The sequence below is a fragment of the Rhizobium sp. BK491 genome (assembly GCF_014194925.1).
GTDB lineage: Bacteria > Pseudomonadota > Alphaproteobacteria > Rhizobiales > Rhizobiaceae > Rhizobium.
This window is the reverse complement of record NZ_JACIAR010000003.1, coordinates 540,997-558,013: the sequence shown is the minus strand read 5'-3', so window position 1 is coordinate 558,013 and position 17,017 is coordinate 540,997. Positions and strand designations below refer to the sequence as shown.

Below are 17,017 nucleotides of genomic sequence, written 5' to 3'. Positions count from 1 at the left end.
AGCTGAACCGATTTCCCAAAGCTGGAAATAAAAAAGGATCCGGAGGGAAAGCCAGATCCTTTGCTTTGATCGGAGGTCAACCGATCGATGAAAGAAGCCTGACGGATTGGAACGTCAGGCTTCTCTTACCCGGCATTGAGCCGGGTAATTCAATATTAGAAGCTACGCTCGAAGCGCAGGATACCAGCCCACTGATCCTGGTTCACAGAATCGAAGTTGGTGTAGGAGACTTCCGGCTCGATGAGCAGGTTCTTGACCGGGTTCCACTTGACGTTGGTGGTTGCGGCAAAAATCTTCGAGTCGGTGTAGGCGAGCTGCAGGTTCCACTTCAGCTTTTCGTTGATCGGAACGCCAACGCCGCCCCAAACAGCCCAGTCACCCCAGCCGCACTTCGATGCATCGTTAACCGGGCAAGCCGAACGATCGAGGTTGGTACCGGCATACTTGTTCAGCTTGTCGCCGTCGGTGTTCCAGCCGCCCATCAAGAAGGCCGAGAAGGTACCGAAGTCAGCATCGACACGAGCCTTGATGGCGCCTTCTTCGACGATCGAGTCGTAACCGCCAACGACCTTGAAGCCCCATGCACCGGACTTGAAGCCAGCACCGGCAACGACGTCAGGAGCGTAGTGGTTGCCCTTGTCGTCAGACCACCAGCTGGAGCCATAGGAAGCGCCAGAACCGCTGGAGTTCGAGTCTTCAACCGAGACCACAGCCGTGAAGCCGTTGCCGGCGTCGTAGTTGTAGGTCAACTGGTTGAGTTCGTACGGACCGTCATAGATCACGTCGTCGTTGATGACGTCGCCGGCATAACCGATGTAGGAGTTGTACTGCGAGTCAGCCTTACCGACGAGGAAGCCGCCGAGGCTGATGTTTGCGAACAGCAGCTTCGTGGAGGTGGAGTTGCCGTCATTCCAGTCCCAACGGATGACCGTGTTGGTCTTCAGCGGGCCGTATTCGGTGTCGGTTGCCGTGTCGACGCTCAGCTCCGCACGGGTGTGCCACAGCGTACCGTTATGGCTGTTCGGGTTGTAGGCATCGTACCACTCGCCTTCGGTACGGACGCGGCCGCCGATCTTGAGGCAGGTTTCGGTGCCTGGAATGAAGAAGTAGCCAGCGCCGTATGCGTCGCAGATGCGAACGTATTCCAGCGGCTCGGGCTCAGCAGCGACGATCGCGTCAGCCGCATGGGCGCCAGAAACTGCTGCCAGCGCAGCAGCGGAGCCGAGAAGAAGGCTCTTGATGTTCATTTTAAACTCCTGGTTGCAATATGCATTCCAATTTACCGCGAGTACAAAGCTGGAACACCACCCTGAGGATTACGTCGGTTTAAACGCACCCGGGCAGTCCGGCAGATACGCACCTGATGTCGGCTTGAGTCCCCTCTAACCTCCATAATTCACCCCGCGGCAAAGGTTTTGAAATGCCTCTACCGATCCGGCCGATTGCTCGTCCGTAAGACAGTTATGTCCTATATTTGGTTTACAAACAGCCCGTATGTTTGTCAATTCTGTGAAACCCGCCCCGGCATTAGACTTGATTGCTGTTGCTTAAATGCAACTGGTGGCTGGCTGAGCCTTTTACTGCCGGAATAGTCAGCGTCGCCAAGGTTCAAGAATTCGCACCAAATCGAGACAGCCTTCCCCAATCAGGCTCGAGATCCGGAATTTTCATCGGTACCATTTATGCGGGAACGGGCATGGATCAAGAGCAGCGTCATCGAAGATGATGATCGCGCCTATCGGAGGCTCGCCCCTATAGAATCCAAGCCGCCCCCGCGCCACAATGGTCAATCGATTGAGAAAACGCGACCGTCGTTGCGGGGTTGACAGAGAACAAGGGTAAGGCATAGCCTTTCCGTATTCACCAGGGGGGTCCCGGCAAGGGGCTGAGATACTGCTGGACAATGAGGCTTTGCCTCCTGTGGCGCAGTGACCCGTTGAACCTGATCCAGTTCATACTGGCGTAGGGACGGTGCAAGCGCTCGAAGGCTTCGGATTCCCGCGTGGATTCCATGCCGGCGTCTTTTCATCATTCCGGCTGATTGACTGGGTCTCCAACTGCAACTTGGAGCCTCAAACCATGAATATTGCCGCAAAGAACCTCACTCCGACCGTCACCACCGGCCCGCTGCCGGCATCCGCGAAAATCTATGTTCCCGGAGAGATCCACCCGGACATCCGCGTGCCGATGCGCGAAATCAGCGTCCATCCGACCTCGGGCGAGCCGCCTGTCATTGTTTATGATTCTTCCGGCCCCTACACGATCGAGGGCGCCGATATCCGCATCGAGGAGGGTCTATCTCAGCTACGCCGCGACTGGGTTCTCGCTCGCGGCGATGTCGAGACTTATGAAGGCCGGCATGTGCGCCCTGAAGACAATGGTTTCGTCACCGGCGAGCGGCTGACACCGGAATTTCCGGCCAAGCGCCAGCCCCTGCGGGCGAAAGACGGCAAGGCGGTCACCCAACTCGCCTATGCGCGCGCCGGCATCATCACGCCGGAAATGGAATTCATCGCCATTCGCGAAAATCTCGGCCGCAAGGCCAAGGCAGAAGCCCTGATTCGCGATGGCGAAAGCTTCGGCGCCCATATTCCGGATCATGTCACCCCGGAGTTCGTCCGCCAGGAAGTTGCGAGCGGCCGGGCGATCATTCCGGCCAACATCAATCACTCCGAAAGCGAGCCGATGATCATCGGCCGGAACTTCCTGGTGAAGATCAACGCGAATATCGGCAATTCCGCGGTCACCTCCTCAATGGCGGAGGAAGTCGAGAAGATGGTCTGGGCTGCCCGCTGGGGTGCCGATACCGTCATGGATCTTTCGACCGGCCGCAACATCCACAACATCCGCGAATGGATCATCCGCAATTCGCCGCTGCCCATCGGCACGGTGCCGCTCTACCAGGCGCTGGAAAAAGTCGGCGGCATTGCCGAGGAACTGACCTGGGAAATCTATCGCGACACGCTGATCGAGCAGGCAGAACAGGGCGTCGACTATTTCACCATCCATGCTGGCGTGCGGCTCCATTACATCCCGCTTACCGTCAATCGCGTCACCGGTATCGTCTCGCGCGGCGGTTCGATCATGGCCAAGTGGTGTCTGCATCACCATCGCGAGAGCTTCCTCTACGAGCATTTCGAGGAAATCTGCGATATCTGCCGTGCCTATGACGTCTCCTTCTCGCTTGGCGACGGCCTGCGCCCCGGCTCGATAGCTGACGCCAACGACGCCGCGCAGTTCGCCGAACTGGAGACACTCGGCGAGCTGACGAAGATCGCCTGGGCCAAGGATTGCCAGGTGATGATCGAAGGCCCCGGCCATGTGCCGATGCACAAGATCAAGGAAAACATGGACAAGCAGCTTTCCGTCTGCGGCGAGGCGCCCTTTTACACGCTCGGGCCGCTGACGACGGATATCGCGCCCGGCTATGACCACATCACATCGGGCATCGGCGCTGCCATGATCGGCTGGTTCGGGACGGCGATGCTCTGCTACGTCACGCCGAAGGAGCACCTTGGTCTGCCTGATCGTAACGACGTCAAAACAGGCGTCATCACCTACAAGATCGCAGCGCATGCGGCGGATCTCGCCAAAGGTCATCCGGCCGCGCAGGTTCGTGACGATGCTCTGTCGCGCGCCCGGTTCGAATTCCGCTGGGAGGATCAGTTCAACCTTTCGCTCGATCCGGACACGGCTCGCAGCTTCCACGACGAAACCCTGCCGAAAGAAGCTCATAAGGTGGCCCATTTCTGCTCGATGTGCGGTCCGAAATTCTGCTCGATGCGGATTTCGCACGACATCCGCGCCGAAGCGCAGAAGGAAGGGCTGGAAGCCATGGCGGCCAAGTATCGAGAGGGCGGAGACCTTTATATGCCGGTCGAAACCCCTGCACAGCCGGCTGAATGACATGCGTATTCTCGTTAAAGGGGCCGGCGTTGCCGGCCTCACGGTCGCCCACGAGCTAGTCCGGCGCGGAGCCGAGGTCACGATCTCAGATCCAGGCCGGAATTTTCATCGCGCCGCCTCCTGGCTTGCCGGCGGCATGCTGGCGCCATGGTGCGAGCGGGAAAGCGCCGATGAGGCTGTGCTGACGCTCGGCCGTGATTCCGCCGATCGATGGGAAGCGATTCTGCCGGGCAAGATCGTCCGCAATGGAACGCTCGTCGTCGCGCCGAACCGCGATCAAAACGAGCTGAAGCGATTCGCCGGCCGCACGACGGACTATCGCTGGGTGGACGAAGACGAAATCGCCACCCTTGAGCCTTCGCTTGCCGGCCGATTCCGCCAGGGCCTGTTCTTTCCGCAGGAAGCACATCTCAATCCCCGCGAGGTCCTGCAATCGTTGAAGGGCGATCTATCTGTAAAAGGCGTCACCTTTATCGACGGGCTCGTGGATGACGATAGCTTCTCTGAAATCATCGATTGCACGGGAGCTGCCCGCATCGGCCGCATCCGCGATTTGCGCGGCGTACGCGGCGAAATGCTCTATCTGCAGAGCGATGAGATCGTGCTTTCGCGCCCCGTCCGCCTGCTGCATCCACGTTTTCTCGTCTATATCGTGCCGCGCGGCGAAGGCCTGTTCATGGTCGGTGCGACGATGATCGAGACCGACTTCAAAGGGCCGATCACCGCCCGTTCGCTGATGGAACTCTTGAACGCAGCCTATGCGCTGCATCCGGCCTTTGCCGAAGCTGCGGTGGTCGAAACCGGCGCCGGCATCCGCCCTGCCTTTACAGACAACCTTCCGCGCGTGACGCGGCAGGGCAAAGCCATCCTTGTCAACGGCCTCTATCGCCATGGCTTCCTGCTCGCGCCCGCGATGGCCGAGAAAGCCGCCGATCTCGTCTTTTACGGACACGACGAAAGGAGCCGCCAATGCGCCTGATCATCAATGGCGAAGCGCAGATTGTCGAAGCAACGACGCTTTTGCAACTTCTCACGGCTCTCGAATATGAGGGCGAGTGGTTGGCAACCGCCGTCAACGGCGAACTCGTCCATAGCGAGGAACGCGGAGAGCATATCCTAACCGACGATGACAGGATCGAGATCCTGACGCCAATGCAGGGAGGCTGACCATGCTTGAACTCTACGGAACCCAAATTACATCGCGCCTTCTTCTCGGCACGGCGCGCTATCCCTCCCCGGCCGTACTGGCGGAAGCCGTCAAACGTTCGCAAACCGGGATCGCGACTGTATCGCTGCGCCGGGAAACGGCAGGCGGGCGTAATGGCGGCGCATTCTTCGAGATGATTCGCGAACTCGGCGTTCGCGTCCTTCCCAATACAGCAGGCTGCCACGGCGTATCCGAAGCGGTTCTAACCGCGAAAATGGCGCGCGAGGTCTTTCGGACCAATTGGATCAAGCTCGAGGTGATCGGCAATCACGATACGCTGCAGCCCGACGTCTTCGCGCTGGTGGAGGCGGCGAGAATCCTCACCGATGACGGTTTCGAGGTCTTCCCCTACACGACGGACGATCTCATCGTCGCCGAGAGGCTGCTGGAAGCCGGATGCAAGGTGCTGATGCCCTGGTGCGCGCCGATCGGAACGGCGGCCGGACCGCTCAATCTATCCGCTCTGCGATCGATGCGGGCACATTTTCCTGAGGTTCCGCTGGTAGTGGACGCCGGCATCGGTAGACCTTCGCATGCGGCGACCGTCATGGAGCTCGGCTTCGATGCCGTGCTGCTCAACACGGCGGTTGCCGGGGCGGGCGATCCGGCCGCGATGGCGGAAGCCTTCGCCAAGGCCATCGATGCCGGCCGACAGGCATACGGCGCCGGCATGCTCGAGCCGCGCGATATGGCGGTGCCATCGACACCAGTGATCGGAAAGGCGGTGTTCGCATGACGCTCGATCCTTTCTACCTCATCGTCGATAGCGCCGCCTGGATCAGGCGATTGGTGCCGCTCGGCGTCAAGCTGGTGCAGTTGCGCATCAAGGATCGCTCAACGCCTGATATCCGCGCCGAAATTCGCGAAGCGAAGGCAATTTGCGCCGCGCATGAGTGCCAATTGATCGTCAACGACTATTGGCAGCTGGCAATCGAGGAGGGTTGCGATTTCATCCATCTCGGCCAGGAGGATCTCGCTTCTGCCGATCTCTCCGCCATACGGGATGCCGGATTGAAGCTGGGGCTTTCGACACATGACGAGGCGGAGCTGGAGACGGCGCTTGCTGCCGAACCCGATTATATAGCGCTGGGGCCGATCTATCCGACCGTCCTCAAGGTTATGCCCTGGGCACCCCAAGGCCTCGATCGGATCGGCGCGTGGAAGGCGCACATCGGCAATCGGCCTCTCGTTGCGATCGGCGGCCTGACGGTCGAACGTCTTGCGAGCGTATTCGCGCATGGCGCCGATATCGCCGCGGTCGTAACGGATATCACCCGCAATGCCGACCCCGAATCGCGAACGCTCGAATGGGTAGCGGCGACCCGGCAGACGCCTCCAAATTGACAAGATCGCCCCTCAGGAGCCCATGCAAGGGGCTATTTTCAGCCGCTATTGCCCGATGAACGGGCCATTCATAGAATATTCAGCTGAACATAATCATGCTGAAGACGTTAATTAGATGACTCGCGCATTCGCTGAGCTCAAAGACTGCTTTGGAGGTAGTCATGATAAAGAAGACGGTTCTTACGGTTTTGCTGGCCGCTACGGTCGCAGGCGGCGCATTGGCGCCCGTCAGCAGCGCACAGGCACAGTATTACGACGGCCATCGCGGTGACTGGCGCGGCCATGACGATTGGCGTCGTCATCACCACCATGGCAATGGGGGCGCGATCGCCGGCGGCGTTGCTGCCGGTCTTCTCGGCGGCCTGCTTGTCGGTGGCGCTCTTGCCAACAGGGGTCCGGTTTACGAAGTCGCCCCGCCGCCGCCCAGGTGCTGGTACGAGGATCGCCGCGTCCAGAACGAGTATGACTATGGCTGGCATTACGAGCGCATTCGCGTTTGTAACTAGGCAATAAACGATGCGTCCGCCCGAATGGAGGCATCGTTTGATGGATGATTCAGATTTGCCGGCGGCCGGAACCGCCGGCAAATTTATTTTATGCGGTAAATTATAGTCCGTGCGTCCTCGGATAGGCAGTGCGCTCCGGGAATGTTCGCCCGGCCAGGCTTTCAGGTTCGGGCCGCCAGATTTCGACGAGCAAGGGATAGCAGGGCACCGTATCGCTCGAATGTTCGCTGCCACAATCGCCACCGGGGCAGGCCGAGAGCGCACCGAGCAGATCGATCTCTGCGAAGAACTCAAGGAAGTCGCCCGGCCGCACGGGGCTTGCCTTCATGAAATACTGGTGGGTGTCGCGCGTAAACCCGGTACACATGAACACGTTCAGCACGTCGTGAACGTGAAACTCCGCCTCTTGGACAGGGATGTTCATTTCCTTGGCGAGCGCGCGTGACAGGTTTGAATGGCAACAACGGTGATAGTCGTCGCCCTTCAGCAGCCGGTTCGTATAGGGATCGCAGCGCGTGCCGATGACGTCGTGAACGCCGGCTCCATCCGCGTCCCAGCCATACCAGCCCAGCGTATCATGGGTGATCGTCGCCATCGGCCGCAGATAGGGTAGCGTGCTCCACAGCCGATCGCCGACACCGATATGGGTGGCGTGCAAAGCCCGCGTCTTGCCGCTGAAAAAGCGCTCGGAAAGATCGGCAGCATTCCACAGATTGAGATCGCCCACCTGCGCGCCCTCGACGCTGACGATCCGGAAAAAATGTCCCTTCGGCACGCGAAAACTGCCGCCTTCGCGCGGGGGCACGATGATTTCGGCAATCTTGGTGATGGTTTGCCTTGCCGCCCGCAGCACATCCATATCGACCGACGGCAGCGTTCCGTTCGGGTAGACGACAACGGGGGGCTTGCCGCGCCGCTCCTCGGCATCGGCGGGTGCGGGCATATCGAAAATACTATTCATGGCGGCTTTCATTCCTCACCGATCTGACAAGAAGACATTCGTCTCGGCAGTACTGTAAGGATACCAGCTCCTTGCGCAACGGTGATCGGGCTTGCGCTTTGGCTAAGTCTTACTTAGCCTGGCGGAATGCAACATGTCCCGCTTGCCTCCCTTCGCGCCTTCGAGGCGGCCATTCGCCACGAGAGTTTTGCCAAGGCGGCGGCCGAGCTCAATCTCACGGCCGCGGGCGTTAGCCAGCATGTCCGTACCTTGGAGGAATGGCTCGGCATCAAGCTCTTTACGCGCCATGCCCGTGGTGTCACGGCGACGATGGCCGGCCGTGAATTCGGGGCTGCCGTTGCAAACGGCCTCGGACATATCGATATCGCCGCCCGGCAGCTGCGGTTTGCCAGCAATAATCGGCCGGTCAGCGTGGCCTGTATCGCTTCCGTCGCCACGCGTTGGCTGATACCCCGGCTGACCGCATTCAAGAAAGAATACCCCGAAATCCAGATCAATATCGTCTACGCGCTCGATGCGAGGACGCCGGAGGAGGTAAGCGTCGATCTTCTGATCAGTCACGGAGCGAGGCCTTCAACGCATGCCATCTCGCTATTGACGGCCGAAACACGGCCGACCTGTTCGAGAGAATATGAGCGCCATCACGGACCGATCAGGACGCCAGCCGATCTCCTTAATCTCGACCTCCTGCACGATGAAACGACGGCCGCATGGACACGCTGGTTCGCCCTCGAAGGTATCCACCAGCCTCCGAGAGCCGGCCCGATCTTTGCCGATTTCGGCTTGATGATCGCGTCCGTCATCGGCGGTCAAGGTGTGGGCCTCTGCCCGACTGCCTTGATTGCAGAAGAATTGGGCAATGGAACGCTGGTTGCCCTATCCAATACGGCACTGGACACCGATAAATCCTATTGGCTGATCGAAGCCAACCATCTTTCCAACGATGCTGAAACGTTTCGCAACTGGCTGATTGCTGCCAATGCCGCAATCGCTTAGGCGTCAATCTGGACGACTCGAACCGCCCCTCGCCAAGATCACGACGGCGACGGCTACACCCAATTTTCCACCCGAACGCCGGGCATGCGGGTGAACTCCTTCATGTTGTTCGTCACCACGATCAGTCCCTCGCTCCGGGCATGGGCGCCGATCTGCATGTCATGCGGACCACATGGGGTCCCTGCGCGTTCCAACTCAGCTCGTACCTGCCCGTAATGTGCAGCCGCCTTGTCGCCGAACGACAGAACCTCCAGCCGAGCCACGAAATGTTCGATGGCAGTCAAGTTTTCCACGCGCCGAGCCGACTTCTCCGCACCGTAGTACAACTCACCAAGCGTTGTGCTCGATATGCAAAGCTGTTCCGCCAGCGCGTTGAACTTGTCCCGCACGGCGGGCGGATAGGTCTTCATCACATAAATACAAATATTCGTATCGAGCATATAGGTCAGCATCAGAAGGACTCGCGTTCTTCCGCCACTGGCTGTTCACGCTCGTCCAGAAAGTCGTCACTGGCACGGGGGCCATGGAGGAAGAGATCATCCCATCGTTTGCCTTGGGGCACAATCACGCGGCTGCGGCCGATCTTCAGGATATCGACCTGATGTACGTCCTCGGGGAATGCCACAGCCTTGGGCAGACGCACAGCCTGGCTTCTGTTGCTGATGAATACAGTCGAACTCGTCATGTCCGGCTCCTGATTTTGGGATATGCAATTGGGATATACTTAGCTCTGCAGGCATGAAAAATCAAGACATCCCTCCCACAGGCGCCTATGCAGTTTAAGCCACGAGCGCTGGTTGGCTCGAGATATCTGAGCCAACCAGCCAACGTTCTCAAAGGCTTTCCGGGGTAACGGTCAGAAAACGGACCGGCTCGAGATCGACGTCGGTATCGATCAGGCCCAGCCGCTTCAGAGTCAGATCGATGGCGCGGCGGGCTTGAACCTCCGGAGCCTGATCGAGAACGATCGTCATCAAACCCTCCTTCAGATAGCCGCGCGTCGCATCGGACAATTCGTGCCCGACCCAGAATACCGGCCGCTGGCGATACCGGCGCAGAACCGTCGCAATCGCGGCATTGTCGCCGCCGGCGCTATAAAGGCCGATAATATCGGGATACCGGGCGACGGCGTTGGTCAGCAGCTCGATCGTCTTCATTTCATCGTCCTCATCGAACATGACTTCAAGGAAGCGATGCGATGGGTTCGCATGATCAAGCAGATAGTTGGAAAAGCCGCGGATACGCGCCTTGTGGTTCTCGTAAGCGCCGCTGTGGCAGAGCGCGACGAAAGTGCCGGGGATATTCGACTGCATGCGCGCCATGTAGAAGGCGGCGGTGCGACCGGCCGCCTCATTATCGATGCCGACGTAAGGCAGCTCCAATGCTGGCCGCGTCATGATCTGCACGACAGGAATGCCACTGCCGGCAGCCTTGCGGATGCTTCCGACCACATCGGGATGATCGGGCGCAACGACGATCAGCGCGGAGCGCCGTGCCTGTGGATTGGTGATATGACGCGAAAAATCGGCAGGATCGTCTTCCCTGGCGAACGTCCGCTGGATCTGGATATCCTTGTCGAGCAAGGCGGCAATGCGCTCGAAAGCGCGATTGAGCCTTGAATAGAAATAGGTTTCAGGCCGCAGCAGCACGACCTCGATGCGCACCAGACCGCGCCTGATCCCCGCAGGCGGCGCGCGGTAGCCAAGCCGCTTGGCCGCGATGAAGATCTTTTCCGCCGTTTCCGGCAAAACATTGCCGCGGCCATTGAGCGCACGCTCGACGGTGGCTGCTCCCACACCCGCGGCGGCCGCCACATCCTTCAACGTAACCTTGGCCACGCTTTCCTCATTTTCCAACCCGATGATCAGATTTGATCATGGATTCGCGATAGATGAAAGAGGGGGAATTTCAGCCGAAGCGAGCGACGAGGAAATCGATGACGCTGCGGAGCATGGCCGTCGGACGCCGGTCCGGCGCATAGACAAGGTGCATCGGTGTCGGCTGGTACGACCAAAGGGGCAGGACGGGCTCAAGACGGCCAGCATCGAGATCGGCCGCCAGGAGCAGTTCCGGCTGCAGCACGATGCCGGCTCCGTGCAGAGCGGCAACGCGCAAAGCCCCGCCCTGATTGGTGGTGAACCTGCCCTTGATGGCGATCTCACGCGTTTCCCCGTCTGGACCGACGAGATGCCAGCGTCCCTGCAGCCGCCAGTAGGAATGGCCGAGGCACATATGATTGGCAAGCTCCTCAGGGCTTTGCGGCCTGCCGCACCGATCCAGATAATCGGGCGACGCCGCAAGAATGCGCCGATAGGGTTTCAACGGACGCGCCACGAGATTGGTGTCCGTCAGATCGCCGATATGAATGCCGAGTTCGTAGCCTTCGCCGATCAGATCATGCGGATTATTGTCGAGCGCCAGATCGACGCTGACCTCGAAATTTTCATGCAGATAGTCGACAAGTGCCGGTACGAGGCTTTGCGTCCCGAAACTGACGGGGGCGACGAGCCGCAGGCGCCCGCGCGGCGCCGATTGCAGTTCGGAGGCCGATTGCTCGGCGAGCTCCACCTCCGCCAGCACCGTCTTGCAACGCTCGTAATAAAGCTTGCCGACCTCGGTCAACTGATGACGGCGCGTCGTGCGGTGAAGCAGGCGCGCACCGAGCCGCTGTTCGATCGTCCTCACATGTTTAGCAACCATGGCCGGCGACACCTGGCTTATGTCGGCAGCGGCGGCAAAACTGCCCTGTTCGACCACTCTGACGAACATCGCCATTCCGGCCAACTTGTCCATGATTGCATACCCACAGGTTCGGAATGAAGCAAATGGAAGCGTATTTATCGCCGACTGGTTTTGCAAGATAGTCCGTGGGCGCCGAACATCCGGCGATAATTGCTCAAGGAGTTACCATGCCAATCCTGCGCTTGGAAATGCATCCCGGCCGCACGCAAGACCAGAAGCGCGCTTTCGTTCGCGAAGCGACCAAAGCCGCGGTGGAAACACTCGTCTGCCCGCCGGAATCGGTGGAAATCATCATTACCGAGATTTCGAAAGAGTCCTGGGCGACAGCAGGAAAGCTGAAATCGGATAGCTGAAACGACCCGATTTCGTGATCGCGGCCTGGCGGTTTTTATTCGACCGTCAGGCCTCGTTTGGCGCCAGGCTCTGCCGCCCCCAGGCCTCGGCCCAATCCATCAGACGCGCCATCTCCTGCCTGAGAGCATGCGAACGGATAATATCGGCGGCGTGGCTCAGATTGCTGCGCGGATTGTAGAATGCGTTGATCTCTTCGCCGCTCTCCTGCCTTGCCGCCTCCAGGCGAAGCTTCATTTCCTCGACTTCGGCCTTCATCGCAAAGTACCGCTTCATGACCTCAACAAGGTCGCGGTCGCCTGCACTGATCTCCATGCATACTCCATCCTACTTATTTTAGCGTCTCGCAATGATCCGATTCGAATGGCGAAATCTAGGTCATTGTTTAGCCGGCAAGATGGATCGGGCGGCGAAGCCTTACGCGGTGGATGGGAAAGCGGATGAAGTAGGAAGCGGAATTACGACCAGTTTTCCTTGACCGACTGCATCACCACATTGGTCGAGGTGCTTGCGACGAAAGGCAAACTGGAAATTTTCTCGCCAAGAACGATGCGGTAGCGGCGGATGTCCGAGGTCCGCACCTTGAGGAGATAATCGAAGCGGCCGGCGATCATGTGGCACTCTTCGATTTCCTTGATTTTCTTGATGGCATTGTTGAAGCTGAGCAAGGCCTCCTCACGGGTATCCGTGAGTTTTACTTCGGCAAAGGCGACGTGATCGAGACCAAGCTTGATCGGATTGAGGATGGCCTTGAAGCCGTCGATATAGCCGGAATCGATCAGTTTCTTAAGGCGTGCCTGGCAGGGAGTCTTGGAAAGGCCGACCCGCTCGGAAAGCTCCGTGATCGACATGCGGCCGTCTTCGACGAGGGCGTCGAGGATCTTTTGGTCGAACTGGTCAATTTCACTGGATTTGGTCATTTTCGCAGGCATTCCTATTTGAAATAAGCGCTATTGAAGTTCAATATGACTGGAAAGCCGCAGTTTCAAGGCGGAACGCTTTTTTGGAATGAAGTATGTTCTCGTCGAAGCAACGGGAGGGCTACGGGTGGCGATATCGCTAACCTCAGCTCAAACCATTAGGCCCCTTGCACCTTGAGGTTATCATGATTGTCTCTGCCAAGCTCGCCACTGAAGAACCAACTACAGATGCTGCCCCATTTTCGCATTTCGCACCGCCCATTCGTGAGCAGAGCCCGCTTCGCCAGGCGATCACTGCCGCCTACAGACGCCCCGAGACCGAGTGCCTGCCCTTCCTCGTTGAAGCGGCGACCTTGCCGGAAACGACTCGCGAGGCGACAAGGAAAACGGCCAAGAAACTGATCGAAGCGCTGCGCGCCAAGCACAAGGGCGACGGCGTCGAAGGGTTGGTGCACGAATATTCCCTGTCGAGCCAGGAAGGTGTCGCGCTGATGTGCCTTGCCGAGGCACTGCTGCGTATTCCCGACACGGCGACGCGCGATGCGCTGATCCGCGACAAGATCGCCGGCGGCGACTGGAAGTCGCATATCGGCGGTGGCCGCTCGATGTTCGTCAATGCCGCGACCTGGGGCCTCGTCGTGACCGGCAAGCTGACCTCGACGGTCAACGAAGGCGGCCTTTCCGCCGCGCTGACAAAGCTGATCGCCCGCGCCGGCGAGCCCGTCATCCGCCGTGGCGTCGACATGGCCATGCGCATGATGGGCGAGCAATTCGTCACCGGCGAGACCATCGATGAAGCATTGAAGCGAGCACGCGCGCTCGAAGCAAAGGGCTTCCGCTACTCCTACGACATGCTGGGTGAAGCCGCGACGACGCATGCCGATGCAGAACGCTACTATCGCGACTATAAAAACGCCATCCATGCGATCGGCAAGGCCTCGGCTGGGCGCGGCATCTATGAAGGCCCCGGCATCTCCATCAAGCTCTCCGCGCTGCACCCGCGCTATTCGCGCTCGCAGGCCGACAGGGTGATGGGCGAACTTCTGCCGAAGGTGAAGGCGTTGGCGCTGCTCTCCAAGCGCTACAATATCGGCCTGAATATCGACGCGGAGGAAGCCGACAGGCTGGAGCTGTCGCTCGACCTTCTGGAAGAACTGTGCCTCGATCCGGATCTGTCCGGCTGGAATGGCATCGGCTTCGTGGTGCAGGCCTACGGCAAGCGCTGCCCCTTCGTCCTCGATTTCATCATTGATCTTGCCCGCCGCTCCGGGCATCGCCTCATGGTCCGTCTCGTCAAGGGCGCTTATTGGGACGCCGAGATCAAGCGCGCGCAGTTGGACGGCTTGGAAGGTTTCCCCGTCTATACCCGCAAGATCTATACAGACGTCTCCTACATCGCCTGCGCCAAGAAGCTGCTGGCCGCGACCGACGTGGTCTTCCCGCAATTTGCCACCCACAACGCCCAGAGCCTGGCCACCATCTACCATATGGCTGGCGACGACTTTGCGGTCGGCAAATATGAATTCCAGTGCCTGCACGGCATGGGCGAGCCGCTCTATGAAGAGGTCGTGGGCGCCGAAAATCTTAATCGCCCCTGCCGGATCTACGCGCCAGTGGGCACCCACGAAACGCTGCTCGCCTATCTTGTCCGCCGCCTGCTCGAAAACGGCGCCAATTCCTCGTTCGTCAACAAGATCGCCGACCGTGCCGTCCCCGTATCGGAGCTGATCGCCGATCCCGTCGAGATCGTGCGCAGCATGACGGTTGTCGGCGCGCAGCACGACAAGATCGCTCTCCCGGCCGATTTGTTCGGCGGCGCGCGACGGAATTCCGCTGGTGTCGATCTCTCAAATGAAACGGCGCTCAACGATCTCTCTGCGCAGCTGCAAGCCTCGGCAGCTAAAGACTGGACCGCCAAGCCACTTCTCGCCGACGGCTCCGAGCGCGGCGTGGCCCGTGCAGTTCTCAATCCTGCCGACCATGCGGACCTCGTTGGCCATGTCGTCGAACTGGAGCCGGAAGATGCGCCCGACGTCATGCGGCTTGCCGCTGCGGCTGCCGAGCGTTGGGCCGCGGTGAGCCCCGCAGAGCGCGCCGCCATCCTTGAACGCGCCGCCGATCTCATGCAGAGCGAGATGCCCGCTCTCGTCGGCCTGACCATCCGCGAAGCCGGCAAATCGGCCGCAAACGCCGTCGGCGAAATCCGGGAAGCGATCGACTTCCTTCGCTATTATGCCGCGCAGGCACGCCAGGTGCTGAAGCCGGAGAGCGTGCCGCTCGGCCCTGTCGTCTGCATCAGCCCGTGGAACTTCCCGCTGGCGATCTTCACCGGACAGGTTGCGGCCGCGCTGGTCGCCGGCAATCCGGTCGTCGCCAAGCCGGCCGGCAATACGCCGCTGATTGCGGCGCAGGGCGTCCGCATCCTACACGAGGCCGGCATCCCGCGCGATGTCCTGCAGTTTGTCCCCGGTAGCGGCAGAACGGGCGCAGCCCTCGTCGGTGCTCCCGAAACCGCCGGCGTCATGTTCACAGGCTCGACGGAAGTTGCTCGCCTGATCCAGGCTCAGCTTGCGGAACGACTCTCCAAATTCGGCAGGCCGATTCCCCTCATCGCCGAAACCGGCGGGCAGAACGGCATGATCGTCGACTCCTCTGCCCTTGCCGAGCAGGTCGTGGGCGACGTCATCGCCTCGGCCTTCGACAGTGCCGGCCAGCGTTGCTCGGCCCTGCGCGTCCTTTGCCTGCAGGAGGAAGTGGCCGATCGTACGCTGACCATGCTGCGCGGCGCCCTTCGTGAGCTCTCGGTCGGCAGGACCGATCAACTTGCAGTCGACATCGGCCCCGTCATCGACGACAACGCCAAGCGCGGCATCGACGAGCATATCGAACGCATGCGCAAGCTCGGCTGCAATGTCGAACAGCTCGACCTTCCCGAAAGCGCTGCCAAGGGCACCTTCGTCGCTCCCACCATCATCGAGCTCAAGAAGCTCAGCGATCTGAAGCGCGAGGTGTTCGGCCCGGTCCTTCACATCATGCGCTATCAGCGCAAGGGGCTCGACAAGCTGATCGCCGATATCAATGCCTCCGGCTACGGCTTGACCTTTGGCCTGCACACCCGGCTTGACGATACGATCGCCCATGTGACCGAGCGCGTGCGCGCCGGCAATCTCTATGTCAACCGCAACATCATCGGCGCTGTCGTCGGCGTCCAACCCTTCGGCGGCCGCGGGCTTTCCGGTACCGGTCCGAAGGCCGGCGGCCCGATGTATCTGCGCCGTCTGGTCGCCTCCCCGACCGAACCGTTGCGCGATGCCTCCGTACAAGCCGACCCCACCGCCCAGCGGTTCGTCGCCTGGCTCGAAAGCAAGGGTGCCGCGGACACAGCCAAACAGGCCCGTGCCGTCGCCGCCCAATCGTCGCTCGGCTTCAATACCGAGCTGCAAGGCCCGGTCGGCGAGCTGAACCTCTACGCGCTGCATCCGCGCGGCAGAATCCTGCTTGTTCCGCAGACGGCTCCTGGCCTGCATGTCCAGATCGCCGCAGGCCTTGCGACAGGCAATTCGATCGTCATCGATGCGGCATCCGGCTTGCAGGAAGAGCTTCATGGCCTGCCGGCGCAGGTCGCAAACCGCATCTCCTGGACGAAAGACTGGGCGGCCGATGGACCTTTCGCTGGCGCTCTCATCGAAGGTGACGCTGCACGCATCCAGCAGGCGATCAAGACGATCTCGGCTATCCCCGGCCCGCTGGTTCTCACACAGGCTGCGTCGAGCGAGGAAATTGCCAAGAACGCAGACGCCTATTGCCTCAACTGGCTGCTCGAAGAGGTGACGACATCAATCAACACCGCGGCCGCCGGCGGCAATGCCAGCCTGATGACGATCGGCTGAAACTAACGGCGATCTAGAACGCGGCGGCCGGGACCGGCAGGTCTCGGCCGCCGCTTCGTTTCATGGCGTACATTCTGCAGTGACCTGCCAATTCGCTACGGCCCTCACCCAGCTTCTCGGCCTCCTTCTTTTCCGTGCAGAAATTTTTGAGAAAAGCTTTTCTCTAGTTGACTCGTGCACTGAGAAAAGCTTTT

17 protein-coding genes and 1 riboswitch are annotated in these 17,017 nt (G+C 60.0%); of the genes, 9 read left to right on the top strand and 8 right to left on the bottom strand.

Annotation, left to right across the window (positions count from 1 at the left end; genetic code table 11):
• Positions 1–155: 155 nt before the first annotated feature.
• Positions 156–1,247 carry a porin gene (locus FHX05_RS16980; protein ID WP_183873168.1) on the bottom strand — a complete coding sequence of 364 codons (1,092 nt, stop codon included), beginning with the start codon at positions 1,245–1,247 and terminating at the stop codon, positions 156–158.
• 608 nt (positions 1,248–1,855) lie between these two features.
• A riboswitch (TPP riboswitch) is annotated at positions 1,856–1,987 on the top strand.
• A gap of 92 nt (positions 1,988–2,079) precedes the next feature.
• Between FHX05_RS16980 and thiC the strand changes: the two genes are divergently transcribed.
• The 6 genes from thiC to FHX05_RS16950 all read left to right on the top strand — a co-directional run bounded on the left by thiC (position 2,080) and on the right by FHX05_RS16950 (position 6,963).
• Positions 2,080–3,906, top strand: coding sequence for a phosphomethylpyrimidine synthase ThiC (gene thiC / locus FHX05_RS16975; protein ID WP_112603552.1), 1,827 nt, complete (start codon positions 2,080–2,082; stop codon positions 3,904–3,906).
• A 1-nt stretch (position 3,907) separates the two neighbouring features.
• Positions 3,908–4,885, top strand: coding sequence for a glycine oxidase ThiO (thiO, locus tag FHX05_RS16970; protein ID WP_183873166.1), 978 nt, complete (start codon positions 3,908–3,910; stop codon positions 4,883–4,885).
• Positions 4,876–5,073, top strand: a complete 198-nt coding sequence (gene thiS / locus FHX05_RS16965) for a sulfur carrier protein ThiS (protein WP_112603489.1) — start codon at positions 4,876–4,878, stop codon at positions 5,071–5,073. The genes thiO and thiS overlap by 10 nt, the downstream gene beginning before the upstream one ends.
• A 2-nt stretch (positions 5,074–5,075) precedes the next feature.
• Entirely contained in the window at positions 5,076–5,849 is a 774-nt protein-coding gene (locus FHX05_RS16960) for a thiazole synthase (protein WP_183873164.1), read from the top strand.
• Positions 5,846–6,457, top strand: coding sequence for a thiamine phosphate synthase (locus tag FHX05_RS16955; protein WP_112603485.1), 612 nt, complete (start codon positions 5,846–5,848; stop codon positions 6,455–6,457). The genes FHX05_RS16960 and FHX05_RS16955 overlap by 4 nt, the downstream gene beginning before the upstream one ends.
• 161 nt (positions 6,458–6,618) lie before the next feature.
• A complete protein-coding gene (locus tag FHX05_RS16950; protein WP_112603483.1) occupies positions 6,619–6,963 on the top strand; it encodes a hypothetical protein in 345 nt (114 codons plus the stop codon).
• A 100-nt stretch (positions 6,964–7,063) separates the two neighbouring features.
• Here the strand turns inward: FHX05_RS16950 and FHX05_RS16945 are convergent, their stop codons facing one another.
• Positions 7,064–7,924, bottom strand: coding sequence for a DUF1989 domain-containing protein (locus FHX05_RS16945; protein WP_183873162.1), 861 nt, complete (start codon positions 7,922–7,924; stop codon positions 7,064–7,066).
• Between the two features lie 126 nt (positions 7,925–8,050).
• Between FHX05_RS16945 and FHX05_RS16940 the strand changes: the two genes are divergently transcribed.
• Positions 8,051–8,920: a LysR substrate-binding domain-containing protein gene (locus FHX05_RS16940; RefSeq protein WP_183873160.1), complete on the top strand. Its 870-nt coding sequence runs from the start codon at positions 8,051–8,053 to the stop codon at positions 8,918–8,920.
• 53 nt (positions 8,921–8,973) lie between these two features.
• Here FHX05_RS16940 and FHX05_RS16935 read toward each other — a convergent pair whose 3' ends face one another.
• From FHX05_RS16935 to FHX05_RS16920, 4 genes are all read right to left on the bottom strand, one after another.
• On the bottom strand, positions 8,974–9,372 hold the full coding sequence (locus tag FHX05_RS16935; RefSeq protein ID WP_183873158.1) for a type II toxin-antitoxin system VapC family toxin: 399 nt from the start codon (positions 9,370–9,372) through the stop codon (positions 8,974–8,976).
• Positions 9,372–9,605, bottom strand: a complete 234-nt coding sequence (vapB, locus tag FHX05_RS16930; protein ID WP_183873156.1) for a type II toxin-antitoxin system VapB family antitoxin — start codon at positions 9,603–9,605, stop codon at positions 9,372–9,374. The genes FHX05_RS16935 and vapB overlap by 1 nt, the downstream gene beginning before the upstream one ends.
• A 148-nt stretch (positions 9,606–9,753) precedes the next feature.
• Complete coding sequence (locus FHX05_RS16925; protein WP_183873154.1) at positions 9,754–10,758, bottom strand: LacI family DNA-binding transcriptional regulator; 1,005 nt, start codon at positions 10,756–10,758, stop codon at positions 9,754–9,756.
• Between the two features lie 70 nt (positions 10,759–10,828).
• Positions 10,829–11,713: a LysR family transcriptional regulator gene (locus FHX05_RS16920; RefSeq protein ID WP_183873152.1), complete on the bottom strand. Its 885-nt coding sequence runs from the start codon at positions 11,711–11,713 to the stop codon at positions 10,829–10,831.
• Positions 11,714–11,829: 116 nt separating this feature from the next.
• Here FHX05_RS16920 and FHX05_RS16915 point away from each other — a divergent pair, with 116 nt between their 5' ends.
• Positions 11,830–12,015 carry a 4-oxalocrotonate tautomerase gene (locus FHX05_RS16915; protein ID WP_112336872.1) on the top strand — a complete coding sequence of 62 codons (186 nt, stop codon included), beginning with the start codon at positions 11,830–11,832 and terminating at the stop codon, positions 12,013–12,015.
• 46 nt (positions 12,016–12,061) lie between these two features.
• Here the strand turns inward: FHX05_RS16915 and FHX05_RS16910 are convergent, their stop codons facing one another.
• The gene (locus tag FHX05_RS16910) at positions 12,062–12,328 is read right to left on the bottom strand and encodes a hypothetical protein (protein ID WP_183873150.1); all 267 of its coding nucleotides are present in this window, start codon (positions 12,326–12,328) and stop codon (positions 12,062–12,064) included.
• A gap of 143 nt (positions 12,329–12,471) precedes the next feature.
• Complete coding sequence (locus FHX05_RS16905) at positions 12,472–12,933, bottom strand: Lrp/AsnC ligand binding domain-containing protein (RefSeq protein ID WP_015342703.1); 462 nt, start codon at positions 12,931–12,933, stop codon at positions 12,472–12,474.
• Positions 12,934–13,118: 185 nt separating this feature from the next.
• Here FHX05_RS16905 and putA point away from each other — a divergent pair, with 185 nt between their 5' ends.
• Positions 13,119–16,823: a trifunctional transcriptional regulator/proline dehydrogenase/L-glutamate gamma-semialdehyde dehydrogenase gene (gene putA, locus FHX05_RS16900; RefSeq protein ID WP_183873148.1), complete on the top strand. Its 3,705-nt coding sequence runs from the start codon at positions 13,119–13,121 to the stop codon at positions 16,821–16,823.
• The last annotated feature ends 194 nt before the right edge of the window (positions 16,824–17,017 follow it).